Here is a 24,090-nt window from a genome sequence, read left to right as displayed (position 1 = left end):
ACGGCTATAAGGGCAGGCTACCACCCCCAAATCATTTTATGAGTTCCTGTGCCCAAGCGGCGGCACGTTCAAGTTCGCCTTCTTTTAGAGGGCCTTTTTCAGTCTCTACGAAAAACCAGGTCGGCGGGGCTAAAAGCTGTCCGCCTTTTTGGGTCAGCGATGCGGCTATGCGGTCAGCGGCAAAGCCAAATATCTTGACTATCGGGTTGGAAAATCTGGTATCAAATGATGCTACCTTAATACCTTTCAAGGTGGGAAGATTTTTAATCAATTCCTGCAAGGGTTTGGTAGGACGGCCGCCCTGAGTCGGCGAGCCGAATATGACCAGGTCAAAGGTAAGCAGTTTTGACGGACTGATTTCGGTTGCTCTGCATACCTCAGCACCACTGCCGATAGCACTGGCTACAGACCGGGCAATTTGCTCGGTGTTGCCATAAAATGAATCATATATAACCAAAGATTTCATGATGTATCCTTGTCTTGTACCCGGTTTATTTTTGTTTCTTTATCTGGTAGCGGATAAGGGTTTTTAGTACTTTGGCATCCGGTTTGGATTGATATTCTTCCTCATGCGGGCCGGATATCTCATAACCGTTTGCGGCGATAAACCTGTGCAGGCGTTCCACAGATTCCATTTCCTGATCGTAAGACCCCAAATGCAGGATTTGGGCTACCGTGCCGTATTCCCAAGTTTCCAGCTTTACCTCGGTACCGGGTTCTTTCTGGGGCAGTGAAGTTATATTTTCAGGTACCGGTATACCGGCAATAATCACCCATTCATCCTTTGGATATAAATGGGCATCAGGGTAACGGGCACGCGGGCAACTTACTTTAAATGACTCTAATCCCTTCTTCAGCAGGTCAAATTTCAGGGTATATACAGAGCCAAACAAAGCCGGGAATATTTGGGAGAAAACCTTGTCCGGAGCACCCTTTCCCCTGACAACCGCCATCTTTTGATCTGGCATTTCCAGTATTACAGGATCAGTCTTGAGTTTGCGCGGTGACATCAGCACCTCCTTATCCGGAATATTTATGGTAAGTATAACACTCCTTGCGGCCTTGTTTAAGACTGCTTTTATAAATGGCTGGATTGTAAGGAGGGTACTTTGCGGTTATAATAAGCCCGATATGGTAGAGATACTTAGAAACAAGAGTTTTGCCACTCGTTTCCAGATACTTATTGAGATAGCTACTCACGGGCCTACTATTCAGCAGAGGGCTATAGCCCAAGAGCTGTCTATCACCCCGCAGGCCGTTTCAGACTATATAAGCCAGCTGGAAGGCGAAAGCATGATTACCTATTTGGGGCGTTCACGCTACCAGATAACCCGCGAAGGGGTAAACTGGGTGCTTAAGAATGTCCGGGAGGTAAAGGCCTATTTTGACGGGATAGACAGTGTCATAAACGGGATAGTGATATCACCCGCTATTGCCGAAAAGGATATAAAACAGGGCGAACAGGTAGGCCTGAAAATGGTAAATGGCCTGTTGTATGCCACTGCTGATTGCCAGACCAAGTCCACCGGGATTGCCGAAGCTGATGCCAAAGCCGGCGAAGATGTGGGCGTACGCGATATACAGGGGCTGATTGAATTCAGCTACGGGCTGGTGGCAGTGCTGGTTGTGCCGGGTATTGCCAAAGGCGGTTCGCGGCATATTGATTTGGAGCTTTTGAAAACCAGACTCAAAGGGGTTAGTCATGTAGGGGCAATCGGGCTTGAATCTGTGGCGGCACTGCACCGGGCCGGAATAGAACCCGATTACCTTTATGATGTTTCCGGAGTAGTTATAGATGCCGCTTTGCACGGGCTGTCTTCAGCGGTGGTTTGTACCGAAGAAGATGTATACGCTTTGGTATCCAGCCTTAAAGACCGCAATATTGAATACTCGCTGACCAGTCTCTAGTTCGTAAGTTCAGGGCAGACAAAAACAGCCTCTTTCGGAGGCTGTTTTATTATGTTCCGCTGTTCTGTTTTAAAAGACTGCCCAGATACGCTCCTATGAATACCATCAGCAGACCCAGCAGAACATTGGCCAGAATATTGGAAAAACCGTTAAAGTAGTCGCCATTTTTAAAGCAGTCTAAAGTTTCATAACTGAAGGTGGAAAAAGTGGTGAAAGCCCCCAGAAAACCGGCTGTCAGCATAAGTTTCAGGTGGGTATTGTGGCTGTCGGAGCTGAATCCCCACTGCATCAGGAAGCCCAGCACGAAACAGCCCAGGCAGTTTACAATCAGGGTTCCGTAAGGAAAGCTATCTCCCAACAATTTGACGGTAAGGTTATTCAGCCCGTAACGGCTGACTGCACCCAAAGCCCCGCCTGCCGCCAGCAGCAGTATTTCGCCCATTTAAACACCTCTTTTAAATGCTGATGAACAGATACGCCGAAAAGAGGCGTTTTTTGCCCCGGAATGACGGCAGTAAATGCAGGCTATCTGCCTGCCGGAATGCACCAGACAAAATATTCTAGCAGATGAATAAAATAAATTGAAATCCAAGTGGTTTTAGAGGGATATCAGTCCCGCCATCCCTCCGGCTGGAGACAATATTTGTCAAAAGCGGAGGAACAACGGTGATTGATAAACGGGGCTGGAGATTATTCGTATTCTACGAAATAGTTGTTAAGTTTGGTGTTTACCGAATTGAACAGCTTGTCTGAAAGCTCAAGATATTTATCCTTTTCTTCCTGAGTGAAGCAGTCAAAAATATCTTGGGTATAGTCATTGAATAACTCAGGGTTATGCTTGGCACGGTGCTCTTCAGTTATCTGGTAAACTGTCTTGCGGCCAATCTTCTGTTTTTCCAGATACCCTTTTTTTACCATGCGGTTCATTATCTGGAGGAGAGTGTTTGGCTCTTTGATTATAAGGCGGGCCATGGTATCCACATCAGCCTTGCCCAGATTTCTGAGCATATTCAAAATAGACATTTGCTCAAGGGTATATTCGGTATCGTGAGCCATTCGCTTTTGCATATAGCGCAAAATACTTAGATAGGTACAGCTGAAGTGGTGATAAAGTCTGTGATTCAGTTTGTCGAACATTTCTACCATTATGCTTTTTGTTTCTTTCCCCCATTAAATAAAACGTGCGCGCCATTATAACATATCAGGGCAAGTACTTTAAAAAAATACGCATATACATATGTAATAATACATATATAGCACCAATATCGGTTATTCAGCTTGCAGTCTGTCGTTTGGCGTGGGAGTGATTCTGCAAGGTTACTTCCGGAGTCTGGAAGTGTGTTTACGGCTTGACAGGGTTCTGGTATTTGTTATATTCTAATGCAACTAGTTGCAATTGCTTAATATTGCATAAGAGATGGTGATATGAACAGACCTGCTTCGGATATTGACTGGGCTAAAGCCTGGGATGACGCTACTGCCCAAAGAGGGCTGAGGGCTAATCTTGAGCGGCAGGGGCATAGCCGCGAGGATTTCTGGCAGAAATACCAGAGCTGGATGAGCCTGTATGTCAACCGTGATTACCCCGGGAAACTGCTTGAACGGATTATTGGCATTACCCGCGGGGGTGAAAGCCTGCTGGATATTGGTGCCGGTGCCGGTTCGTTTGCTATTCCTCTGGCCAAACAGGGTGTAAAAGTAACTGCCATTGAGCCTTCACCCAGACAGTCAGGTTTGCTGATGGCTGAGATTGAAAAAGAGTTACTTGCCAATATCAGGCTAGTCAGCCAGCCGTGGGAAGAACTGTTGCCCGAAGAAATAGGCTGTCATGACCATGTCATGGCGGTTTATTCGCTGGAAATGGAGAATATCCGCCTGGCACTGGAAAAGATGATAACTCTGGCCGCTAAGAATGTGTTTATTGTCCACACTGCCGGCAACGACCTCCGCCCTATTCTGAAGACTCTTTTCGGGCTGCAGGCCTCGCCTGATTATATTTATATATACAACGTACTCTACCAGATGGGTTTCAGCCCTGACGTAGAGGTGTTTTACCGTAATTATCAGATACTGCTGGATGTCCAGCTGGAGATGTTCTCCTACAACCCTGGGCTCAATCCGGAAGAGCTTGCCAAGCTGAAAGAACATCTGACGGATAGCGGTAAAACTTTTACTGAGGGCGGACAGGTCTGGCTGAAACGCCAGAATAGAGATGCCCTTATCTGGATTAAAAAGGAGGTTCAGTAATCTGGTGATTAAAAATTGGAAAAAGTTTAAGAAAGTCTGGCTTATCGGTCTGGCGGCAGTGATATCGCTAAGCCTGTTTGCTGGCTGTGAGCAGACAACACCCAATGCAGATGATACTGCCACGGCTATTACCCTGAAGGTCGGTTCTACCAAACCCTTCAAGACGACCAACCGCTTCAGTGACTACTGGTACGGGGTGTTGACTAACCTGACTACCCATGACAGCCTGATAAGGCTGGGGGATGACATGTCCATCAAGCCCTGGCTGGCCAAATCATGGACAGTGTCAGATGACGCTAAGACATTTGTTTTTACCATTGCGGATAATGCCTACTGGCATGACGGCACTAAGCTGACGGCTGAAGATGTGGCCTTTTCTGTGGAATACTACCGTGATTACATTGCTTCGGCCAGCTGGATGAAAGATGTAATAGCTGATGTCAGCTTTTCGGGGGATACAGTTACCCTTTCTCTGTCCCGTCCCTACGGTAACCTTCTGACCGAATTTATGACCTATTCCATTGTCCCCAAACATATCTGGCAGGATGTGACTGACCCGCTTAAGTATAACCAGACGGATATGACAGTCGGTTCGGGTCCGTTCGTATTTGAAAGTTTTGACCTTTCTTCCGGCAAGTTTATCTTCAAGGCTAACGAAGACTATTTTCAGGGCAAGCCCACCATTGACCGCCTTGAGGTGGATATTTACCAGAATATGGACGCTTTGGTTTTATCACTTGCCAAAGGTGATATAGATACCTGGTGGGATTACTCCGGGACTTTCCCCTATACCAGCATACCCGCCCTGATAAAGTCCAGTAAGGTGGACTTTGAGACCAGTACCTATCTGGGTGTGCCGTCTGCGCTGGGTTTTAACCTTGAAGACGGCCCTGCCAGCGATATAAATGTCCGCAAGGCTATTGCGGCGGCTATAAACTACCAGCAGATAATAGAATACTTTTATGCGGGCTACGGTAGTGTGCCTACCACCGGTTTTGTTCCCCCCACCCACCCCAATTTCAATGCTGACCTGCCTTCTCTGGCATATAATCCTGCAGAGGCCAATGCCCTGCTGGATGCGGCCGGACTGCTGGATACAGATGGGGATGGTATCCGTGAGGATTCATCCGGACAGAATATTTCCCTGAGACTGCTGGCCAGATCTGACCAGTCTACCAATATGCGTCTGGCTGAAATACTGCGGGATGCCCTGTCTGAGATTGGGCTTGGGGTAGAGATAAGAGCCCTGGACCTTTCGGCTTGGGCTTCGGTAAAAGATGCACTTGACTACGATATGGTTCTGTTCGGGGCTACTCCTTGGGGTACTCTGATGCATGCCGGGCATGGTTCGGGGTACTTTGACTCCAGACGTACCGGTCAGGGTGTTTTGCACAATCTGGACGCGGCTGAATATCTGGCCGCCTGTGACGCCAGACTGGCTACGGCTGACCCTGCCCAGCAGGCGGTGCTTGACCTCCGGATACAGGAACTTACCGCCGAGTATCTGCCGGGTATTGCCCTGGCCTGGACTGAGAGTGTCTACCCTTACCGGCAGGGTTGGTCAGGCTGGGTGATAGATAGTATCTATGGCGGGGTGTTTAACGGATTTTCCTTCTTGAGTGTCCAGTCCCCCTAGAGTATTATGGCTGGCCGGGGTTTTTATATCCCGGTCAGCCTTTATTCACTTTATAAAATATGCAAAGACATTATCACCCTGCGGCCAGCTTTCTGGGTAAGGCGCTGCGTTACAGCATCGTACTTATAGTTATTATTGCCTTAAATTTTCTTATTCCCAGAGTTATGCCGGGAGACCCGGTTAAAAATATACTGGGTGAACAGGCCTACTATACCGCGGAGGATGTGGCCGCTCTTTCAGCTGAACTGGGGCTGGACAAACCCGTATACCAGCAGTTCGGTGACTATCTGGGCGGACTCTTTAGCGGTGACTGGGGCTACTCGTACCTGTATATGCAGCCGGTTCTGGAGGCAGTGGGCGGGCATCTGCTATGGACGCTGGTACTTATCCTGCCGGCTATTATACTGGGGGCGCTCCTTGCCGGGCTGGCCGGGTTGGTGGCGGGCTATTTCCGGAAGACTCCTCTGGACATAGGTCTGACCAGCGGTTTTATGCTGGTTTATGCCATGCCTCATTACTGGATTGCCATGCTTATGCTTATGTTTTTCAGCTTCAATCTGGGCTGGTTTCCCATGGGCAAGGTGACTACCGGCGGGCTGAGCGGTTTTGCCTATTTTGCAGACCTGCTCTGGCATATGGCGCTGCCCCTGCTGGTTATTACCCTGTTTAAGGCGGCCTATGATTTTCTGATTATGAGAAATACGGTTATCTCCATTTGCGGAGAAGATTATATCCTGATGGCCAGAGCCAAGGGGCTCAGCCGCGGGCGGATTCTTTTTAAACATATACTCAGAAATTCACTTGCTCCTTTGGTGACGGTTACCGCTATTCAGTTTGGCATGCTTTTTTCGGGAGTACTGCTGGTGGAAACCGTTTTTTCCTGGCCGGGCATGGGGACGCTTATTTATGAAGCTATCGGGGCGCGTGATTATCCACTTATTCAGGGTGCCTTTTTAATTATTGCAGTTTGTGTCCTGCTGGCTAACATGACGGCAGACCTGCTTTACAGACGCCTTGATCCGAGGACAGCTTAAGATGAATATCCTTAAAAAACTGACCGCAAATAAACTCCTGTTCTTCGGGGTGGTACTTCTGGGGATATTCGTGCTTTCAGCGGTATTTGCTCCGCTGATTTCCCCGCATGACCCGTGGACTTACGGACAGGCTTTTCTGCACCCTTCTGCCCAGCATCTGCTGGGGACTAATGACGTGGGGCAGGATATATTTTCCGAGCTGGTTTATTCTGCCAGAGTATCCCTGTGGGTAGGTTTTGTATCTGCCTCTCTGGCTACTTTGCTGGGGGTGGCGGTGGGTATCTGGGCAGGATTCCGCCGCGGCTGGCTGGATAATGTACTGATGGGTATGGCTGATATATTTCTGGTTATACCGGCTCTGCCTCTGGTAATACTCCTTTCGGTATATCTGGGACCCAGTATCTGGAATATTATTCTGGTTATCGCCCTGACTCTCTGGCCGGGGACGGCACGGGTAATCCGTTCGCAGGTGATTACTATCCGCCAGAGCGGTTACGTGGAATCCGCCCGTATTATGGGGGCAAGTGAATTCCGCCTGATGTGGCGGCATGTACTTCCGAATGTATTGCCACTGGTGGCTGCAAAGTTTATTCTGGCGGTGGCGGTGGCCTTGCTCCTTGAGGCTTCCATGAGTTTTCTGGGTCTGGGTGACCCGTCTCAAAAAAGCTGGGGCATGATGCTTCATTATGCTTTTTCACGGGGAGGATTTGTCCAGAACCTGTACTGGTGGTATCTGCCGCCGGGACTGTGCATTACCCTGTGCATACTGGGGCTGACCTTTATCAATATGAGTTTTGAAGACCGTACTGATCCCCGGTTGCAAAGGATACTGGACAGATGAAAAACCTGCTGGTAGTTTCCAACCTGCACGTTTATTTTGAGACTCCTGCCGGTCTGGTGCGGGCTAACAACGGGTTGAATCTGCACCTTGAAGAGGGTTGTAATCTGGGTATTATGGGGGAGAGCGGCTGCGGCAAGACTGTACTTGTCTATACCCTGCTGGGGCTGCAGCAACCCGGTAAAATTATAACCGGCAGTATACTTTTCAGCGGCAGAGAGCTGGTAAATCTGCCCGAAGCTGAGCTGAACCATATAAGGGGCAGGCAGATTGCCCTTATCCCTCAAAACCAGTCTACCGCTCTCAATCCCCTTTTAAAGGTGGGTGAACAGATAGGCGAGGTTTGCGTGAACCTGAACAGGCCTGACATAAGGCTGGAGGGGGCTAGAAGGTTACTTTCGGATTTGGGATTGGGTGATATTCATTCGGTTGAGCATATTTTAAAAAGCTATCCCCACCAGCTGTCCGGGGGTATGCGCCAAAGAGTGCTGACGGCCATGGCGCTTCTTTCAGAGCCGGATTTACTGGTGGCAGACGAACCTACTACCGCACTTGATGCCAATACCCGTACCACCACCCTGAATATACTGAAAGAGGCATCCAAAAGAACCAGCCTGCTGGTTATCAGCCATGACTTACCTGCTCTGAAAACCCTCTGCCCAAAGCTGGGGGTAATGTATGCCGGGCGGATTGTGGAGTATGGTGATACCTTAAGCCTGATGTCAAACCCCCTTCACCCTTACAGCCGCCTGCTTATGAAATGCCAGCAAGCCGGAGATTATCTTGATATACCTTTGACAGGTTTTGAAAGCCGGGATTTACTGGGAGATAATGAAGGTTGTAGTTTCGCCCCGTTCTGTCCACAGGCAACCGGGATTTGTTTTAAAGAATTACCCCTTGAAGTTTGTCTGGACAATAGCAGAGTGGTTTGCCATCTTTATACCCAAAGCGGGATGAAGCTGTGTTAAAAGCCGAAAATCTGTCAGTCCATTTTGTAGTCAGGCATAACCCGCTGGTACGTTTGAAGCACCCAGACCACACCATCAGGGCTGTTTCCGACGTGAGTATTGAACTGAAAAACGGAGAGATACTGGGTCTGGTAGGTGAAAGCGGTTCGGGCAAGACCACTCTGGCCAGAGCCTTGGCAGGGTTGGTTCGCCCTTCTGGCGGGCAGGTATTATACCGGGGGAGTGACCTGCAAAAAATGGATGCCTTTGAGTTCAAAAAATACCGCCGCGAAGTCCAGCTAATACTGCAGGACTCGGATTCAACTCTGGACCCTCGCATGAGGCTTGTAGAGCTTTTGGAAGAGCCTCTAAAGATAAACCGGCACTTAGATAAGGCTGAAAGACAAGATTTGGTTTCAGCCATTATGGAGAAAACTTTTATTCCTCCTTCGCTTGCGGGTCGCTACCCCACGGAACTGTCCGGCGGGCAGCGTCAGCGGGTGTCACTTGCCAGAACCCTGCTGGTAAGGCCTAAAATAATAATCACTGATGAACCTTTGAGCGGGCTGGATACTATCCTTCGTTACCAGTTGCTCAAGCTTATGCTGGAGCTTAAAGAGGAATACGGTTTAAGCTACCTGCTTATTTCCCATGATTTACAGATGATTAGTTCAGTTTGCAACCGTGTGGCAGTCATGTACCGGGGCAAGCTGGTTGAGGTAATGGAAAGCGGAAATATGTCTTCGGCTGTTCACCCCTATACGAAAATGCTGCTGGCAGGGCTGGCACTGGGGCTTGAAGAAGGCCATGACCTGCATCACCATGCTGAAGACGGGCAAGGCTGCGGTTTTGCCGGGCGTTGCCCGGTGCATTTACCGATTTGCCACCAGGAAACTCCATTTTTGAAAGAGGTGTCTGAAAATCATCTCTGCGCCTGTCATTTAGCCTGAATTAAGCGGGGGCGAAATCTCATTGCCTGTGGCTTAGAGGTCTCCGAATATCTTGGGGGCTTCTTTTTTCAGTATCTCTTGGATTAGGTTAGCTACTACCCTCATTTCCGGCTGGGCGGACGGGGCAGTGCGCAGTTTCAAAATATGCCGCAGTTCGCGGAAATTCCAGGTGCAGATAATCTCGGTGGCACAGGCATTGGGCAGTACGTAACGGGCTATTTCAGGCTTTATACCCGCTTCCAGCAGTTTGCGGTAGGAATCCCAAGCGCTTTCCATAGCCTGATTGAACAGCGCCAGTTTGGCACTATCTCCTTCGGTAATTTCAGGCGGGGTGATAAACTCGGCCTGATTTTCCTTAACGTAACGCTGGCTTCGCTGGGAGTAACTGCCAATACGGTGTCTGACCAGCTCATGGGTAACCACCCGTGAGGCCTTTATATAAAAAGTGGCCGAAACATGCTCAAGCAGGCTTTCGTGCCCTTGTTTGATGCGTGTCTGAAGCCAGTCCTGGCTGCTGCCAAGTTTATTGCCGCTGGCGTAACAAAGCCGTCCGGCTTGTTCTGCCAGATTTTCGGCATCCGGAGTAATGGCCAGCAGTTTTACTTCTACGTTATATTCCATAAAAGGCGTCTCCTTATGCCGAAAGGATACCAATTCAGAAGTATTTTCACAAGCGGAAACAGCCATGGTAGAGCATTTGGGTGTACCGTTCACTTCAAATGGAGTTTTGGCTGATATATAGTAATTCTAAATGAAAAAATAAAGTATAATATGTCCATCTATTCAAGTAGAAAGATACAATATATTACTAAGTACAGCGGGGAGGTTAACCTCCCCTGTTGCTATCCCCCGGTTTTTATAGATTAGTAGCCGAAATTATTCAGCATAAAGCAGATTTTTCGGTTAGTCTAATGATTGTCTGAGTTGCCTGATAAATGTGGCTACTTTTTCAAGTGAAGGGTCTGTCTGGACAAGCTGCAGGATACGGCTGCCTACTATTATCCCGTCGGAAAATTTTGCGATATTTTGGGCTTGTTCGGGGGTTGAAATACCAAAGCCCACTGCCAGAGGCTGGCGGGCGGTTTTCCTTACCCTGTTTACAAAACTGCTCAAATCAGCCGGCAAGTTGGCAGTTGCCCCGGTAACGCCTGAGTGGGAAACGAGATAAATAAACCCCCGTGATTTGGCGGCAACTAGCTTAATCCGTTCGTCGGTACTGGTGGGGGCTAACAGAAAGATTATATCCAAGCCGGCTTCTGTGGCGGCAAAGTCTATGTCTTGGGCTTCTCCCGGCGGCAGGTCAGGAATAATAAATCCGCTTACACCCGCAGTTGCACACTTTTGGCAGAACTTGGTCAGTCCGTAGTTGTAAATGGGATTATAATAGCCCATGAATACCATGGGTATGGAGATTTTTTCTTTGAGCAGGGCGGCAACAGATAAACAGACTTCAGGCGTCACCCCGTTCTGGAGTGCCTGATAACTGGCATTTTGAATAGTAACTCCGTCTGCCAGCGGGTCTGAGAAGGGAATACCCAGCTCTATAATATCCACCCCGTTTTCTTCCAGCAGAGGCACCAGCCGCAGGGTGGTTTCAATATCCGGGTAGCCGACTGTTATGTAAGCTATAAGAGATTTTCGTTTTTGGAATGCATCACTGATACGGCTCATATCTTTACCCCCATTGCTTTTTGAACAATATCCATGTCTTTGTCCCCTCTGCCGGAGAGGTTTATGACTATATTTTTGTTTTTCGGCATGCCGACTGCTATTTTCAGGGCATGGGCAATGGCGTGGGAAGATTCCAGAGCAGGCATTATCCCTTCCAGCGAGCATAGCAGTTTGAAGCCGTTCAGGGCTTCTTCATCTGTGACCGAAACATATTCCACCCGCTTATTATCTTTCAGGTAGCTGTGTTCAGGTCCTACGCCGGGATAATCCAGCCCGGCCGAAATACTGTGGGTTTCAATCACCTGTCCATGCTCGTCCTGAAGCAGGTAGGACATGGCGCCGTGGAGTATACCCACCTTGCCGGCACTAAGGGTGGCCGAATGTTTGCCGGTGCTGATGCCGCTGCCGGCAGCTTCCACCCCGATAAGACGTACGCTTTGGTCTGGTATGAAATCATAGAAAATACCCATGGCATTGCTGCCTCCGCCAACACAGGCAACAATGCAGTCAGGTAGTCCCCCCAGCTGTCTTAAGGACTGGGCTTTGGTTTCCTGCCCGATAACTGCCTGAAAATCCCGTACCATAGCCGGATAAGGGCGCGGGCCGACCACCGAACCGATTATATAATAAGTGGTCTCCGGGTTGCTTACCCAGTCACGCATAGCTTCATTGATGGCGTCTTTCAGGGTACGGCTGCCCGAAGATACGCTTCTGACTTCCGTTCCCATCAGCTTCATGCGGAATACGTTCAAGGCTTGACGTTTGATGTCATCTTCGCCCATATAGACAATGCATTCCAGCCCCAGCATGGCGCAAACAGCTGCGGTGGCTACCCCGTGTTGCCCCGCCCCTGTTTCGGCAATTACCCTTTTCTTTCCCATATGCAAGGCAAGCAGCCCCTGACCGAGTGCGTTGTTGATTTTATGGGCACCTGTATGGGCCAGGTCTTCCCTTTTCAGGTAAATTCTGGCACCCCCCAGATGTTCAGTCAGCCTTTCTGCCAGATACAGCGGAGTGGGCCGCCCCGAAAAGGTGTTTGAAAGGGATTTCAGGCGTGACTGGAAAGTCTCGTCTTTTTTGGCTTGTTCATAAGCCTGTTCCAGTTCGTTTAGGACTGGCACCAGTATTTCAGGTACAAACTGCCCGCCATACTTGCCGAAATACCCCGGTTTACCGGTGCTATCTACTTTAGGCATTTTTCTACTCCCAGCATATTTAAATATTCCACCTCTTTAACCAATTGGCAAAACTGTTCCGGATACAAAGACTGCGCCCCGTCAGACAGAGCGCTGGGCGGGTCTGAATGGACTTCTACTATCAGTCCGTCTGCCCCTGTTGCAATGGCTGCTCTGGACAGGGGGATAACATAATCACGGCGTCCGGCGGCATGGCTGGGGTCTACTATGATGGGCAGGTGACTTAAGGCCTTGACGGACAGGATGGCGCTTAGGTCCAGTGTAAAGCGGGTATTGTCCGAAAAGGTGCGGATACCCCGTTCGCACAAAATAACTTGAGTGTTGCCTTCGGCTATTATATATTCGGCTGCCATCAGCAGTTCTTCAATAGTGGCTGACAGCCCCCGTTTTAAAATGACCGGCTTTTTTGTCTGGCCTGCCCTGCGTAACAGAGAGTAATTTTGCATGTTTCGGGCACCTATCTGGATAATATCTGTGCTGGCTTCAACCAGCTTCAGGTTTTCAGAGTCGGTGGCTTCGGTAACAATAAGCAACCCAGTTTCAGAGCGTACTTTTTCCAGTATTTTGAGGCCGGCTTTGCCCAAACCCTGAAAGCTGTAGGGTGAAGTGCGGGGTTTGAATGCCCCTCCCCTGAAGAGCTTGGCACCGCCCTCTTTTACCTGACGGGCTATGCGGAGGGTCTGTTCTTCACTTTCCACCGAGCAAGGTCCGGCAATGATAACCGGTTTGCAGCCGTTTCCTATTTCTACCTCTCCCAGACGGATAACTGTCGGTTTGGGGCAGGTTTCATGGCTGACCAGTTTATAGGGCTTGGTCACCCGCAATACTTCTTTCACACCTTCCAGTGCCAGAAAAGGGCTTTCCTCCACCATACCCTGATTGCCCACTATGCAGACGGCGGTTCGGTGGTCACCCGGTATGGGTATGCCCCGGTAGCCTGCATCCGTAATCTCACGGATGACGTTATCTATCTGTTCCTGAGTTGCATCGTTTTTCATTATTACTAACATATCCGGTTACCATCCGCATCTTTCACCCGTTCAATGAAAAGGTGTATTTTGGCTGTATCTTTTATCCCGTCTGTTTCCACTCCGCTGGCAACGTCTATTCCCCATGGTTTGGCTATTTTTATAAATCCCTGTATGTTTTCCGGATTAAGTCCGCCGGCCACCATGACGGGGTATTTCAGAGAGACCTGTTTTACAATCTGCCAGTCAAAACTTTGACCGCTGCCTCCGAATAAGGCCTTGGTATGGGTATCCAGCAGGAATACGGGTGTTTTTTTCAGGGCTTTAAGCCCGGCCTGTATTTCCTGAATAACCAGTTCGGCGGTAGTGCCTTCGGCAACGTGAATAACCTTGATAACCGGCAGGTTTACCTGATTGCAGTATTCCCAGCTTTCGTTACCGCTTAGCTGTACCCTGTCCAGACGGCAGACGGAGGCAATCCGGTTTACTTCTTCTGCCGTCTGGTTGGCAAAGACGCCTACCAGCATCGGTCTTGGGTTTAGTGGTTTCAGGGCTTCGGCTATCTCAAGTGCTTTCTCCGTGGTGATGCGCCGTTTGCTTTCGGCAAATACCACTCCGGCAAAGTCAGCCCCTGTCCGGGCTGTGGCCAAGGCTTGTCCAACCTCTGTCAAGCCGCAAATCTTAGTCTTAATCACAGCAGTTCCCTCATTTTGGCGGCAATATCAACCGAGGCTGTTAAGGCTTCTCCTACCAGCACTGCATCTACTCCCAGTTCTTCCAGACGGGAAATATCTGCTCTGGTCTGAATGCCGCTTTCACTGACAACTATGCACTCAGGGGGTATCAGGGGGCGAAGCCTTTCGGTTACAGTTAGGTCTATTTTAAACGTATGCAAATCACGGTTATTCAGGCCGATAATCCGGGCATTACTCTCTAAAGCTATTTCCAGCTCTGACCGGGTATGCACTTCCACCAGACATTTCATGCCCAGCTTATGGCTGAGTGAAAGCAGTTCCTGTAACCTTTCGGGAGACAGCATGGCTACTATCAGCAAAATAGCGTCTGCCCCGTACAGGCGGGATTCATATACCTGATACGGGTCATGGATAAAATCCTTACGGAGAAGTGGCAGCTTTGATGCCACCCCTGATTCGCGTATTTTCTTCAGGTTGTCAAGGCTTCCCATAAAATGGTGTTCTTCTGTCAAAACCGAAATGGCGGAAGCCCCGTTTCGGGCATATATGCCGGCAATATCCACCGGGTCAAAATCCGGGCGGATTATCCCTTTTGACGGAGAGGCTTTTTTTACCTCGGCAATCAGCCTGACCTGCCGCCCTTTAAGCTTCATGGCCATGTCAATGGGTAGATAGGGTATGTCCAGTACCAATTCCTGCAGTTTTGCTAATGGCAGCCGCATTTTTCTCCGCTCCAAATCAGGCAGGTTGTCGGTGACAATACGTTCCAAAATCATGGTTTTACCCGCTTGCCAAAGACTGGCTGAGTTTAATCAAAGATTCTAGCTTATTAAGTGCCAGCCCGTTGTCAATTATTTCTGCGGCCAGAGAGATACCTTCGGCAATGGTGTCAATCTTGTCTGCCACCATCAGGGCGGCGGCCGCATTCAGCAGAACTACATCCCGTTTGGGCCCTTTTGCACCTGAGAGTATGGCCCGCAGGGTAAGTGCGTTTTCCTCTGCCGCACCCCCTTTGACAGCCTGAAGGGAAACCTGTTCTAAGCCCATTTCTCGGGGTGAAACCGTATGGCGAAATTTGATTATCTCTTTGTCTTTCAGTTCCCAGATAACAGAGTCTCCGCTGATAGACATTTCGTCCATGCCGTCCAGACCGTGTACCACCAGAGCATGCTTGATATCCATGTGGCAGAGGGCTGAAATAATCTTGTCACCCAGCCCTATTTCAGGTACGCCGATAAGCTGGTACTGGGCACTGGCCGGGTTGGTCAGCGGACCTAAAATATTGAACACGGTGCGGATGCCTATTTCACGGCGGGAAGGGGCTACAAATTTCATGGCGGGATGAAAAACCGGGGCAAACATGAACCCGATACCTATTTGCTCTATACATATTTTTACCTGTTCGGCATTTAGATCTATTTTTATGCCCAGTGCTTCCAGCACATCGGCACTGCCGCACATACTGCTTGCCGCCCGGTTGCCGTGCTTGGCCACTTTTATGCCGGCTCCTGATATAACAAAGGCGGCGGTGGTAGAAATATTAAACGTGTTTATCCCGTCCCCGCCAATGCCCACTATGTCCAGTACCGGAGTGCTGGTGGATATACGGGTAGACTTTGCCCGCATGACATTTGCCAGACCGGCTATCTCTTCGGCGGTTTCACCCTTGACCCTGAGAGCAGTCAGGAATGCCCCAATCTGGGCAGGAGTAGTTTTTCCCTCCATGATTTCGTCCATGACTGAGGCAGACTGTTCAAGAGTCAGAGATTTACCCAGAACTAAAGACCCGATGGCTTCTTTAATCATTTATTTACTCTCTTTTACCTGATACAGGTGCATAGTATTTCAGAAAATTGCCCAAAATCTCCTTGCCGCATTCGGTTTTGAATGATTCGGGATGGAACTGTATGCCTTCAACCGGGTACTCTTTGTGCCTAAGCCCCATAATGGTGCCGTCATCTGTCCAGGCGGTTATTTCAAGACACTCCGGTAGGGTCGGTTTATCAACTATAAGGGAATGGTAACGTATGGCGGGAAACCCTTTGGGCAGACCTTTAAAAATACCCCGGTTGTTATGCTGTATCAGAGACTGTTTGCCGTGCATTATCCGGTCTGCCTGTCTGACAATCCCCCCGTAGGTATGCCCGATGCACTGGTGACCCAGACATATACCGAGGATCGGCAGTCTGGGGCCGAAATGGCGGATAATGTCATTGGACATCCCTGCCTGAAGGGGTGAAGATGGTCCGGGTGAAATCACGATATATTCAGGACCTAGGGCTTCTATGGCATCAAGGGTAATCTTGTTATTGCGGACTACCTTAACCTCCTGCCCCAGTTCGGAAAAATACTGAAAAAGGTTATAGGTAAAACTGTCGTAATTATCAATTAGTAATAACATGCGGTTTCTCCGATGCCTGATTTTCTGCCCTGTCCAGAGCTTTCAGCAAAGCCTGAGCTTTGTTTAATGTTTCCTGATACTCATGTTCGGGTACGCTGTCACTTACTATGCCGCAGCCTGCCTGGATATGGGCAATGCCTCCCTTGACAACCATGGTGCGTATGGCTATAGCCATGTCCATATTGCCCGAATAAGAAAAATATCCGACTGCCCCGGCATAAATGCCTCTCTTTTCGGTTTCCATTTCAGCTATTATTTCCATAGCTCGTATTTTAGGTGCGCCTGAGACTGTGCCTGCCGGGAAGCAGGATTGCAAAGCCTCAAACGGAGTAATGTTTGGTTTTAATTTGCCCTGTACGTGGGAAACCAGATGCATTACGTGGGAATAGCGTTCCACATCCATGACGTCGGTTATGCGGACTGTGCCCGGCTGGCTTATACGCCCGATATCGTTTCGTCCCAAATCCACCAGCATGATATGTTCGGCACACTCTTTTTCGTCATGGCGGAGTTCCTGCTCAAGACTGGTGTCTTCTTTCTGGGTTTTGCCCCGTTTTCTGGTGCCTGCCAGAGGGCGGGTCATAACCTCGCCGTCTTCCACCCGTACCAGTACCTCCGGCGAGGCGCCCACAATCTGGAAATCACCGAAATCCAGATAGTACATGTATGGTGAAGGGTTTACCGAACGCAAGGCACGGTAGATGTCAAAGGGATGGGCGGAGGTGGGTCTGGACAGACGCTGTGACAAAACTACCTGAATAGCTTCGCCTGAGTTAAGGTAATCTCTTATTTTGGATACCTTGCCCTCAAAATCCGCCTGTTTGAAATTGGATTTCATTTCGGGGATACTTGCGGCGGTAGATTTTGGGGCGGTTTCGGGCAGCGGCTTTCTAAGGCGGTTAACCAGATTTTCTATATTCCGGATAGCCTGATTATATGACGTTTCAATATCCTGTTCGGTATGGACATAGCTTAGTACTTTTATGGAATGGCTGATGTGGTCAAAAACCAGCATGGTATCAACCAGCATGAAGACTGCTTCCGGAAGATTTAGGGGGTCAGCCGATGGCGAGGGCAACTCCTCAAAGCGGGTAACTGCCTCGTAGCCCAGAAAACCCACCGCCCCGCCGCAGAAACGGGGCAAATCCCCCACCGGTACTACCCGGTATTTGTTTAGTTCATTTTCAACTTGGGTTAGAGGGGGAACGGTATCTGTCTGATAGGCTGTAAGCACTTTATGGGGGTTGGTGCCGATGAAACTATATCGGGCTACGCGCTCCCCGCCTTCCACACTTTCCAGCAGAAAAGCATTTTGGCTGTCTTTGATTTTCAGAAAAGCGGAAACCGGGGTTTCAAGGTCGGCCATAATCTCACAGGAGATGGGTATCAGGTTGCCCTGTGCGGCCAGTTTTTTTACTTCGGCTAAAGATGGGTAATACATTTTAACGGGCACCTCGCAAAAAAATAAATCCCTCGTCCTTTTTAGGGGCGAGGGATTAACCTTCGCGGTGCCACCCTAATTATCCCTGCAAAAAATACAGGAGCATCTTTTTTCGGGTGCGGCCCGGATTTCTCAGAGCGATACCCTAGGCTTTGATAACGGTGCCCTTCCGTCAAAACCTACTCAAGTTTCCTTTTTCGGCCTGCGACTCCTGAGTCCATTCAGTTCTATGCGCTAGCACCGGCTCTCACCTTGCCCGGCTCTCTGAGCTTCGCTTTAGACCTACTAATCTCATTCCTAGTCTGTAAAACAATATTACAATATAAAAAATGTCTTTGTCAATGTTATCTTGGTTACGTTATTGCCGGAGTTTCTTGCGGGACTGGCTAAGCGGGAGGGTTTAACTTTTTACTATTTTTTATTTTTGTTGATGTAAATTGTTAAAGCTTTTGCAGATAAATTTAAGACATAGAGTAAGGAAATTGCCACCATAATGCCCAGTATTGCTAAAATAAAACCCAGTGTGTCCATAATCAAATTCTCTCCTGTTATCTGAATAATGCCTGATATACCGGTGAAATTATAACACCAGTTATACGTATAACGATACTTCATCTCAGTTTTAGCAGATAACAATTCATGTATAGTAGCCGGTGACAGTTGTTTAGTGCCATTTATAAAAACAGCCCCCGTGACAGTTAAGTCAAAGGGGCTTTTTCACGTTCAAAAAATGGTGGGCGGTATAGGATTCGAACCTATGACCCCCTGCGTGTAAATTGTATCCCTACCCTATTTTTTAGTGGTTTTAAAGCTAAACTCTTGACTTCTGGCAACGCTTATTTTAGCTTTAATAGCCCATTTTCATAGATCAAATTGAAAAGCATTAGTGCCAAATTAGTGCCAGCAATTAAGTGTGAAAACACAATCTTATCATTCGATCACTTATTTATTGCCTATTTGGTGGAGTATCATTTTTTGGGCCTATTTTTGTTTAGTATTAAATGTTTTGAACGAGTTTTTATATGTTCTGCTAAAAATTTCACTAATTCGAATATTTGCCAAAGGAGATATAGGAAACTCCATAGTGTTATGAACATAATAGTGCGAAAAATTATAAGGGTTGGATCTCCAACTAAAATTAGGATTAATCCAGAAGTTAGATTAATAATAGCAATGAGAGTTACCCATTTGAATGGCCAAGTATCTTGCTCTATAGGATAAACTTTTTCAACTAGTGTTATATACTTCTCATCCAAAAAGACAACAAATATAGCTAATGCTGCTAATACTATACCAAGTAAGGTTGCGCTTACTGTAACAACCGCTAAACCAACTTGTATACTAACTGTGCTTAAAGTATCTTTGTCTCCCCAAAAAGCAATTAGGCCAGCTATAATGAGTGTAATCCAGAGAGCTGGATCTCGAACTATCTCTTTACCCCATCCACTCATATTTTATGAACAGCTCCGATTGATGAATTTATTATAAGCACTTATTAGTATCTTCCAAATACTATTGTCATCTTTTGGCAATGGCTCACCTATCTTTTCTACGGGGATTCTCTTCTTTGAATCAAATATTTTTGTTCGGCCATCCTTCTCGCCGCACGCACTTATTGTAGAATATCCAGATTCCCCATACTTCACCAAGTCTTGTATTGTACTTTCTATTTTTAGAGAGCCATAACCCTTAGCCTTTTTTAATACTATTTTTGCTTTGTCAGCATTTGTATTCTCTAATATCTGTCCGACTAATTTGGGATGTTTTGAGTAATCTGGATTAGGGGCACGTAGGTTTGCCGTGAATGTTAATATAGAATCAACACTTTTTGACCAATCATTAAATTGTGTAGATTCCACTAGATCCTCAATCTCCATACCGTTGGTATAATCTAAAAAACCTTCAAATGCTCCTCTAAAAGATTGATACCTTATGTCTGGCGTCTTTGTTTCGAATGTCAAAATGTGGGTATGCAAATCTAATATCCAATAAACATAATTAGATTGCCTAGCATTAACAATTTCTTCCGTGAAGTCCATTGCCTGTTCATCATAATTAGTCTTTTTTTCGATCCCAACTGAAACAAATCCGAGTTTTCCTGCCAGAAATCCATCAAAATTTCGAGGTAAACTAAATCGCCATGTCCGCCCATAGCGATTAATGCTTTTATCAGGACTTATGATATCGCGAATGGCGTCTTCAAAATTCTCTACAGGATATGGTTGGAAAAGAGTCATCTGAGGTATATAAGCAAGTTTGCAAAAATAAACAGAAGTAGATTTATTCATTTAAACCTCGTTTACGCTAATATTATCATATACTCCTTAATTTACAATAGATATCCCTATTTATCCATGATGTATTATTTGATTAGTAAATGGGATTTACTCCACTCCTTCAATTTTAGCCCCCATCTTAAGGGCGGTTTCTAATAGATGATTACTAGGCTTGTCTATGTTGGAAACTAATCCCTGCCTTTTGGCTACGTCATCCTTGAATTCTTCAGATGTAAGTATTTCATACAGGTCTTGTTTGAGCTTTACCATTCCGGCAACTGAACCCATGCCAGAGCTTAGAGAAGCAACCGCAGAAACCATACAGCCTCGTATCTGTCTTATAAGGTGGTCATACCTCACCTGCTTGGCTTTCATCCGGATTACCCCGTTAGCCTGACCGAAGAGGCTAAAGCTCTGCTGTATTATCTGCCAGTAGTCTTTGCTCTCCCAACGGGATTGATTGGTTTCCGAGCCTTTATCACATATCCTTAACCAGCTGGATGTGCAGTAACGCCATATATCCGCCAGGGTATCCATTAAGTCATTAAAGGTAGTTACTCCCATCTCTTTTAAAAAATGACGGCGGCACTGGAATTCAAACCTTATTACACTGGCTTTAGTATCCCAATCATTTGCCTTCCAGATCTCCCTCATCCATTCTTTCTGCTTAAGGGTAATCTCCAGAGTCTTATCATAAATCCGGGCAGATAAGTCCCCTTGCCCGAATTTGTATCCGGTATGTTTTCTGCAATTTAGATAATGCTCCAGCTTGTCCGATTCCATATATTCTGCCTTTACCCTGGCATGAGTTATTACTTCTGTTTCCATATCCAGGACAGGAAAGGGCATTTCCATATCAAGACACAGGTCTGCCCTGGATACCCGGTTGTTTTTGGGTACAGCCCATCTTAAGAGCCACTGGATGAAGTCGTTGACAGCCTTTTCCGGGCCGTTTGCCCACAGGTTTTGACTGCTGAAGGTTACATATACTTCCGGCATTATCGAGCCGCCCTTAGCTTCTCTGGCTATACAGACAGTTACATCCGCATTCCGAAGCACCCATTCATAACCCTTAGACCCGCGGGCCGAGATACTGAATTCAACTCCAAACCATTCAAGACCGTATCCCTTGGAGTTAAACATCTTCTCTCCGGCTTTCTCTTTGGCTTCGGTGAGCATCTCAAAGCATTCTGTTTCAAGGTATTCCTGTATCTCAAACCCTATTACCAGGGTGTCTATTCCGCTTGCTGCTACTTTCATTTAATCCATTCTCTCTTACTAGCCTTTACTATCCAGAACCCCCCTGTTAGTTAGTGAGGGGGGATTTTGGGGCAACTGGTCTTCTGCGTCTCACTGGCTCACCTGCCCTGCATCTTGCCCGTCACTCCGGCCGGGCAATCTTGCAGTGCAAAACACAGAATGCATTCCAGCCTGGCGAGTCCGGTCAATAAGACTGCTGAACAACCACTTGCCTGCCAATATCTACTTCACTGAAAGATACTTATCCAGGGCCGCCTTGGGTATCAGATATCTGTCTCCACACCTTACAGCGTAGATATTGCCTTCCCTTACCTGACGGTAAGCCAGGTTTAAGGAAATGCCCAGCTCAACTGCTAATTCCTTGACGGTTAATACCCTTCTTTCTTTTTCCAACTTCAAGTTCTCTCTTGACTCTCTTATACTTTTGGTTTAGTATAATTGTAATGAATAGTATCTAAGCACACAAGGCATACCAAGAGAATAGTAAAACACCGGATTAAAGATTAGGGGGAATCAGTTATGGCATACAGTGAAATGAAGAGGCAGCCGCGGGCCAAAGTTATGCTGCCGGCTATCAGGGAGTTGATTGTAATCCGAGCTTTGGAGAATCGGGATAAGGATCGTACCCTGCTGGCTCAGGAACTCAGAGAGGAAATTGAAAATAAGTTTCCCAAAGAGATACCGCCGACAGAAGAGACCTTAATAAAGCGGATTTCAGAGGCACGTACTAAAGCCAATGACCCCAGGGATGATAGCTGGCATTTGGGTACAGTGGATAAATACCCTGTATCAGTCCCGGCCATACCATTCATTCTACAGGTTCAGGCATCGAATCCTACTACCAAGATTTCCATAAGACGGGCACACTGGATTGATGTCTTGCATACCAGCGTTAAAGATATTGCCTTGCTATCTGATATCTCTCACCATTACACCTTTTATGAGAAGATATCAGAACTCGCTCAAACAGCCTTTAATACCGCCCGTTTTGATGCTCTACTGGTTAGCCAGGATAAACAGAAGAGCCTGCTAAAGTTATTTATGGAGATGCAGAAAGACGTTGAGTGGGATACTCGTCATAGAGTTTTTAAGCACGTAACTGGCTCGGAAATGGCAAATATCATAGAGTCTATTGCATTCAGGGGTGATATGGCTTTCGGGATAAATCCGTTTAAAACCGAGATTAAACTGGGTACAAAAGAAGAACTTCTTAGTCTCTGTAAGAGCAATAAGGCAATCAAAGATTCTGATCAGATATCAGCCGTAGATTTTATTCTAACACTCAGCCGCCCGATCCTAATTTTAGACGGAATAAAGCCGATATTTATTGATGATATAAGCGGGCTGAAACGATGAGAGGAGCAATAATCAAACGAGGTAACTCTTACCGGGTTAAGATCTCTCTGGGCAAGGATTCAGCAAGCGGCAAGTATCTTTCCCATTATGAAACAGTCAAAGGCAACAAGAAGGCGGCCGAGAAGAGACTGAACGAGCTTATACATCAGTTTGACTCCGGAACTTTTGTTAAGCCGGGCAAATCTACCATGTATGAGTATATGCAATCCTGGCTTAATGACTACTGTAAGCCCAATCTCTCACCCAGGACTGTTGAGTTGTATTCTTATATCAGCACCAAGCATATAATCCCCACCTTGGGTAATATACCCATTGTGGAACTTAAACCCCAGCACCTGCAGCATCTGTATGCTGATAAGCAGTCTTTCGGCCTGAGTAACCGGACTGTCCAGATTATTCATGTAGTACTTCATAAAGCCCTCAAGAATGCAGTTAAGACTGGGCTCTTAAGTCGGAATATAGCTGAGGCGGTTGATGCTCCCAAGATCCAGCGGCATGAAATGCAGGTTATGAATGAATCTGATATGCAGGTATTGCTGGAAAAGGCTAAGGAGACACCCTATTATGCTCTGTTTTATACCAGCCTGTTTACCGGAATGAGAAGAGCTGAATGTCTGGCTCTGAGGTGGAGTGATATTGATCTGATACTCTGCCAGGTCTATGTTTTAAGGAGTATGCAATATGTTCAGGATGCTGATCTGGGAAAACGGATAACTTTCAAAGAGCCTAAGACCAGCAAGAGCCGAAGGCAGATAGCCCTTTCACCCAGTAATGTCATTATCCTTAGGGAGCACTATCAGGATCAAAGCGAGTTGAGAAAGACTCTGAACCTGCCTGGCTTGACCGATAGTGATTTGGTATTCAGTCATTATGACGGGTCTCCCCTGCTTCCCAACAGCGTAACCCATGCCTGGATTAAACTGGCAAGGCGGTGCGGTTTGAACGGCATACGCCTGCATGATGCCAGGCATACCCATGCTTCTCTGCTACTTAAACAGGGAGTCCATCCCAAAATTGTTCAAGAGAGGCTGGGCCATGGCTCAATCCAGATTACCCTGGATACTTACAGCCACGTAGCCCCTGGCCTGCAACAAGCTGCTGCCAGCAAGTTTGATGATATTGTTTTGGCTGGGAAAAGAGAACTTGTTGAAAAATAAGCCCGTATTGATAATAGCTATCACAGGCGGCAAACTCATACACTAGAATAGTACTCTAAATCTTTACTGCAACACCCGCTGAGTTTATATGAATAACGAATAACAATGT

Annotated in this window: 26 protein-coding genes and 1 other annotated feature; of the genes, 9 read left to right on the top strand and 17 right to left on the bottom strand. The window is 47.4% G+C overall.

Annotated features, from left to right (window positions below; all coding sequences use genetic code 11):
- Positions 1 to 31: 31 nt before the first annotated feature.
- Positions 32 to 466: a flavodoxin family protein gene (locus tag DET_RS07700; protein WP_010937178.1), complete on the bottom strand. Its 435-nt coding sequence runs from the start codon at positions 464 to 466 to the stop codon at positions 32 to 34.
- Between the two features lie 25 nt (positions 467 to 491).
- Positions 492 to 1,010 (bottom strand): GyrI-like domain-containing protein, encoded by a 519-nt coding sequence (locus DET_RS07695; protein WP_010937177.1) that lies wholly within the window; start codon positions 1,008 to 1,010, stop codon positions 492 to 494.
- A 121-nt stretch (positions 1,011 to 1,131) separates the two neighbouring features.
- On the opposite strand from DET_RS07695, the gene DET_RS07690 reads away from it, so the two are divergent.
- The gene (locus DET_RS07690; RefSeq protein WP_010937176.1) at positions 1,132 to 1,908 is read left to right on the top strand and encodes a winged helix-turn-helix transcriptional regulator; all 777 of its coding nucleotides are present in this window, start codon (positions 1,132 to 1,134) and stop codon (positions 1,906 to 1,908) included.
- A 49-nt stretch (positions 1,909 to 1,957) separates the two neighbouring features.
- Here DET_RS07690 and crcB read toward each other — a convergent pair whose 3' ends face one another.
- Both crcB and DET_RS07680 read right to left on the bottom strand, forming a co-directional pair.
- Positions 1,958 to 2,350: a fluoride efflux transporter CrcB gene (crcB, locus tag DET_RS07685; RefSeq protein WP_010937175.1), complete on the bottom strand. Its 393-nt coding sequence runs from the start codon at positions 2,348 to 2,350 to the stop codon at positions 1,958 to 1,960.
- Between the two features lie 248 nt (positions 2,351 to 2,598).
- Complete coding sequence (locus DET_RS07680; RefSeq protein ID WP_010937173.1) at positions 2,599 to 3,045, bottom strand: MarR family winged helix-turn-helix transcriptional regulator; 447 nt, start codon at positions 3,043 to 3,045, stop codon at positions 2,599 to 2,601.
- 288 nt (positions 3,046 to 3,333) lie between these two features.
- Between DET_RS07680 and DET_RS07675 the strand changes: the two genes are divergently transcribed.
- The 6 genes from DET_RS07675 to DET_RS07645 are packed head-to-tail and all read left to right on the top strand — an operon-like array spanning position 3,334 to position 9,560.
- The gene (locus DET_RS07675) at positions 3,334 to 4,155 is read left to right on the top strand and encodes a class I SAM-dependent methyltransferase (protein ID WP_010937172.1); all 822 of its coding nucleotides are present in this window, start codon (positions 3,334 to 3,336) and stop codon (positions 4,153 to 4,155) included.
- Between the two features lie 4 nt (positions 4,156 to 4,159).
- On the top strand, positions 4,160 to 5,791 hold the full coding sequence (locus tag DET_RS07670) for an ABC transporter substrate-binding protein (protein WP_010937171.1): 1,632 nt from the start codon (positions 4,160 to 4,162) through the stop codon (positions 5,789 to 5,791).
- A 59-nt stretch (positions 5,792 to 5,850) separates the two neighbouring features.
- Positions 5,851 to 6,825 (top strand): ABC transporter permease, encoded by a 975-nt coding sequence (locus tag DET_RS07665; protein WP_010937170.1) that lies wholly within the window; start codon positions 5,851 to 5,853, stop codon positions 6,823 to 6,825.
- Position 6,826: 1 nt separating this feature from the next.
- Positions 6,827 to 7,666 carry an ABC transporter permease gene (locus DET_RS07660; RefSeq protein ID WP_010937169.1) on the top strand — a complete coding sequence of 280 codons (840 nt, stop codon included), beginning with the start codon at positions 6,827 to 6,829 and terminating at the stop codon, positions 7,664 to 7,666.
- Positions 7,663 to 8,631 carry an ABC transporter ATP-binding protein gene (locus DET_RS07650; protein WP_010937168.1) on the top strand — a complete coding sequence of 323 codons (969 nt, stop codon included), beginning with the start codon at positions 7,663 to 7,665 and terminating at the stop codon, positions 8,629 to 8,631. The genes DET_RS07660 and DET_RS07650 overlap by 4 nt, the downstream gene beginning before the upstream one ends.
- Positions 8,625 to 9,560, top strand: a complete 936-nt coding sequence (locus tag DET_RS07645) for an ATP-binding cassette domain-containing protein (RefSeq protein WP_010937167.1) — start codon at positions 8,625 to 8,627, stop codon at positions 9,558 to 9,560. The genes DET_RS07650 and DET_RS07645 overlap by 7 nt, the downstream gene beginning before the upstream one ends.
- Before the next feature lie 33 nt (positions 9,561 to 9,593).
- Here DET_RS07645 and thyX read toward each other — a convergent pair whose 3' ends face one another.
- The 13 genes from thyX to DET_RS08595 all read right to left on the bottom strand — a co-directional run bounded on the left by thyX (position 9,594) and on the right by DET_RS08595 (position 21,861).
- Positions 9,594 to 10,181, bottom strand: coding sequence for an FAD-dependent thymidylate synthase (gene thyX, locus DET_RS07640; RefSeq protein ID WP_010937166.1), 588 nt, complete (start codon positions 10,179 to 10,181; stop codon positions 9,594 to 9,596).
- A gap of 282 nt (positions 10,182 to 10,463) precedes the next feature.
- Positions 10,464 to 11,231 (bottom strand): tryptophan synthase subunit alpha, encoded by a 768-nt coding sequence (gene trpA / locus DET_RS07635; protein WP_010937165.1) that lies wholly within the window; start codon positions 11,229 to 11,231, stop codon positions 10,464 to 10,466.
- Positions 11,228 to 12,427, bottom strand: coding sequence for a tryptophan synthase subunit beta (trpB, locus tag DET_RS07630; RefSeq protein ID WP_010937164.1), 1,200 nt, complete (start codon positions 12,425 to 12,427; stop codon positions 11,228 to 11,230). The genes trpA and trpB overlap by 4 nt, the downstream gene beginning before the upstream one ends.
- Complete coding sequence (gene aroF, locus DET_RS07625) at positions 12,415 to 13,437, bottom strand: 3-deoxy-7-phosphoheptulonate synthase (RefSeq protein WP_010937163.1); 1,023 nt, start codon at positions 13,435 to 13,437, stop codon at positions 12,415 to 12,417. The genes trpB and aroF overlap by 13 nt, the downstream gene beginning before the upstream one ends.
- Entirely contained in the window at positions 13,431 to 14,090 is a 660-nt protein-coding gene (locus DET_RS07620; RefSeq protein ID WP_010937162.1) for a phosphoribosylanthranilate isomerase, read from the bottom strand. Before DET_RS07620 ends, aroF begins: the two co-directional genes overlap by 7 nt.
- A complete protein-coding gene (gene trpC, locus DET_RS07615; protein ID WP_010937161.1) occupies positions 14,087 to 14,866 on the bottom strand; it encodes an indole-3-glycerol phosphate synthase TrpC in 780 nt (259 codons plus the stop codon). The genes DET_RS07620 and trpC overlap by 4 nt, the downstream gene beginning before the upstream one ends.
- Before the next feature lie 4 nt (positions 14,867 to 14,870).
- Entirely contained in the window at positions 14,871 to 15,896 is a 1,026-nt protein-coding gene (gene trpD, locus DET_RS07610) for an anthranilate phosphoribosyltransferase (protein WP_010937160.1), read from the bottom strand.
- A 4-nt stretch (positions 15,897 to 15,900) separates the two neighbouring features.
- Complete coding sequence (locus DET_RS07605; protein ID WP_010937159.1) at positions 15,901 to 16,491, bottom strand: anthranilate synthase component II; 591 nt, start codon at positions 16,489 to 16,491, stop codon at positions 15,901 to 15,903.
- On the bottom strand, positions 16,475 to 17,932 hold the full coding sequence (trpE, locus tag DET_RS07600; protein WP_010937158.1) for an anthranilate synthase component I: 1,458 nt from the start codon (positions 17,930 to 17,932) through the stop codon (positions 16,475 to 16,477). Before trpE ends, DET_RS07605 begins: the two co-directional genes overlap by 17 nt.
- 40 nt (positions 17,933 to 17,972) lie before the next feature.
- Positions 17,973 to 18,240: a binding site (T-box leader), on the bottom strand.
- 660 nt (positions 18,241 to 18,900) lie between these two features.
- Complete coding sequence (locus tag DET_RS07590; RefSeq protein WP_041223411.1) at positions 18,901 to 19,383, bottom strand: hypothetical protein; 483 nt, start codon at positions 19,381 to 19,383, stop codon at positions 18,901 to 18,903.
- A 3-nt stretch (positions 19,384 to 19,386) separates the two neighbouring features.
- Positions 19,387 to 20,220: a hypothetical protein gene (locus DET_RS07585; RefSeq protein ID WP_010937155.1), complete on the bottom strand. Its 834-nt coding sequence runs from the start codon at positions 20,218 to 20,220 to the stop codon at positions 19,387 to 19,389.
- 96 nt (positions 20,221 to 20,316) lie between these two features.
- Entirely contained in the window at positions 20,317 to 21,468 is a 1,152-nt protein-coding gene (locus tag DET_RS07575; RefSeq protein WP_041223410.1) for a hypothetical protein, read from the bottom strand.
- Between the two features lie 222 nt (positions 21,469 to 21,690).
- A complete protein-coding gene (locus tag DET_RS08595; protein WP_010937153.1) occupies positions 21,691 to 21,861 on the bottom strand; it encodes a helix-turn-helix domain-containing protein in 171 nt (56 codons plus the stop codon).
- A 126-nt stretch (positions 21,862 to 21,987) separates the two neighbouring features.
- Here DET_RS08595 and DET_RS07570 point away from each other — a divergent pair, with 126 nt between their 5' ends.
- Positions 21,988 to 22,824: a hypothetical protein gene (locus tag DET_RS07570; RefSeq protein WP_010937152.1), complete on the top strand. Its 837-nt coding sequence runs from the start codon at positions 21,988 to 21,990 to the stop codon at positions 22,822 to 22,824.
- Positions 22,821 to 23,981, top strand: coding sequence for a tyrosine-type recombinase/integrase (locus tag DET_RS07565; RefSeq protein ID WP_010937151.1), 1,161 nt, complete (start codon positions 22,821 to 22,823; stop codon positions 23,979 to 23,981). The genes DET_RS07570 and DET_RS07565 overlap by 4 nt, the downstream gene beginning before the upstream one ends.
- Positions 23,982 to 24,090: the final 109 nt, after the last annotated feature.

The sequence above is a fragment of the Dehalococcoides mccartyi 195 genome (genome assembly GCF_000011905.1).
GTDB classification, from domain to species: Bacteria; Chloroflexota; Dehalococcoidia; order Dehalococcoidales; family Dehalococcoidaceae; genus Dehalococcoides; species Dehalococcoides mccartyi.
The sequence above is the reverse complement of the archived record's forward strand: the minus strand, read 5'-3'. Positions and strand labels throughout refer to the sequence as shown.

Bases quoted from the DNA above. Each gene is read 5' to 3' on its own strand.
- aroF (WP_010937163.1), bottom strand. From the start codon at position 13,437: ATGTTAGTAATAATGAAAAACGATGCAACTCAGGAACAGATAGATAAC.
- DET_RS07660 (WP_010937169.1), top strand. From the start codon at position 6,827: ATGAATATCCTTAAAAAACTGACCGCAAATAAACTCCTGTTCTTCGGG.
- trpE (WP_010937158.1), bottom strand. From the start codon at position 17,932: ATGTATTACCCATCTTTAGCCGAAGTAAAAAAACTGGCCGCACAGGGC.
- DET_RS07575 (WP_041223410.1), bottom strand. From the start codon at position 21,468: ATGAAAGTAGCAGCAAGCGGAATAGACACCCTGGTAATAGGGTTTGAG.
- DET_RS07680 (WP_010937173.1), bottom strand. From the start codon at position 3,045: ATGTTCGACAAACTGAATCACAGACTTTATCACCACTTCAGCTGTACC.
- trpB (WP_010937164.1), bottom strand. From the start codon at position 12,427: ATGCCTAAAGTAGATAGCACCGGTAAACCGGGGTATTTCGGCAAGTAT.
- DET_RS07565 (WP_010937151.1), top strand. From the start codon at position 22,821: ATGAGAGGAGCAATAATCAAACGAGGTAACTCTTACCGGGTTAAGATC.
- DET_RS07585 (WP_010937155.1), bottom strand. From the start codon at position 20,220: ATGAATAAATCTACTTCTGTTTATTTTTGCAAACTTGCTTATATACCT.
- DET_RS07675 (WP_010937172.1), top strand. From the start codon at position 3,334: ATGAACAGACCTGCTTCGGATATTGACTGGGCTAAAGCCTGGGATGAC.
- DET_RS07605 (WP_010937159.1), bottom strand. From the start codon at position 16,491: ATGTTATTACTAATTGATAATTACGACAGTTTTACCTATAACCTTTTT.
- DET_RS07650 (WP_010937168.1), top strand. From the start codon at position 7,663: ATGAAAAACCTGCTGGTAGTTTCCAACCTGCACGTTTATTTTGAGACT.
- crcB (WP_010937175.1), bottom strand. From the start codon at position 2,350: ATGGGCGAAATACTGCTGCTGGCGGCAGGCGGGGCTTTGGGTGCAGTC.
- DET_RS07690 (WP_010937176.1), top strand. From the start codon at position 1,132: ATGGTAGAGATACTTAGAAACAAGAGTTTTGCCACTCGTTTCCAGATA.
- DET_RS07695 (WP_010937177.1), bottom strand. From the start codon at position 1,010: ATGTCACCGCGCAAACTCAAGACTGATCCTGTAATACTGGAAATGCCA.
- trpA (WP_010937165.1), bottom strand. From the start codon at position 11,231: ATGAGCCGTATCAGTGATGCATTCCAAAAACGAAAATCTCTTATAGCT.
- thyX (WP_010937166.1), bottom strand. From the start codon at position 10,181: ATGGAATATAACGTAGAAGTAAAACTGCTGGCCATTACTCCGGATGCC.
- DET_RS07570 (WP_010937152.1), top strand. From the start codon at position 21,988: ATGGCATACAGTGAAATGAAGAGGCAGCCGCGGGCCAAAGTTATGCTG.
- DET_RS07590 (WP_041223411.1), bottom strand. From the start codon at position 19,383: ATGAGTGGATGGGGTAAAGAGATAGTTCGAGATCCAGCTCTCTGGATT.
- trpC (WP_010937161.1), bottom strand. From the start codon at position 14,866: ATGATTTTGGAACGTATTGTCACCGACAACCTGCCTGATTTGGAGCGG.
- DET_RS07700 (WP_010937178.1), bottom strand. From the start codon at position 466: ATGAAATCTTTGGTTATATATGATTCATTTTATGGCAACACCGAGCAA.
- trpD (WP_010937160.1), bottom strand. From the start codon at position 15,896: ATGATTAAAGAAGCCATCGGGTCTTTAGTTCTGGGTAAATCTCTGACT.
- DET_RS07665 (WP_010937170.1), top strand. From the start codon at position 5,851: ATGCAAAGACATTATCACCCTGCGGCCAGCTTTCTGGGTAAGGCGCTG.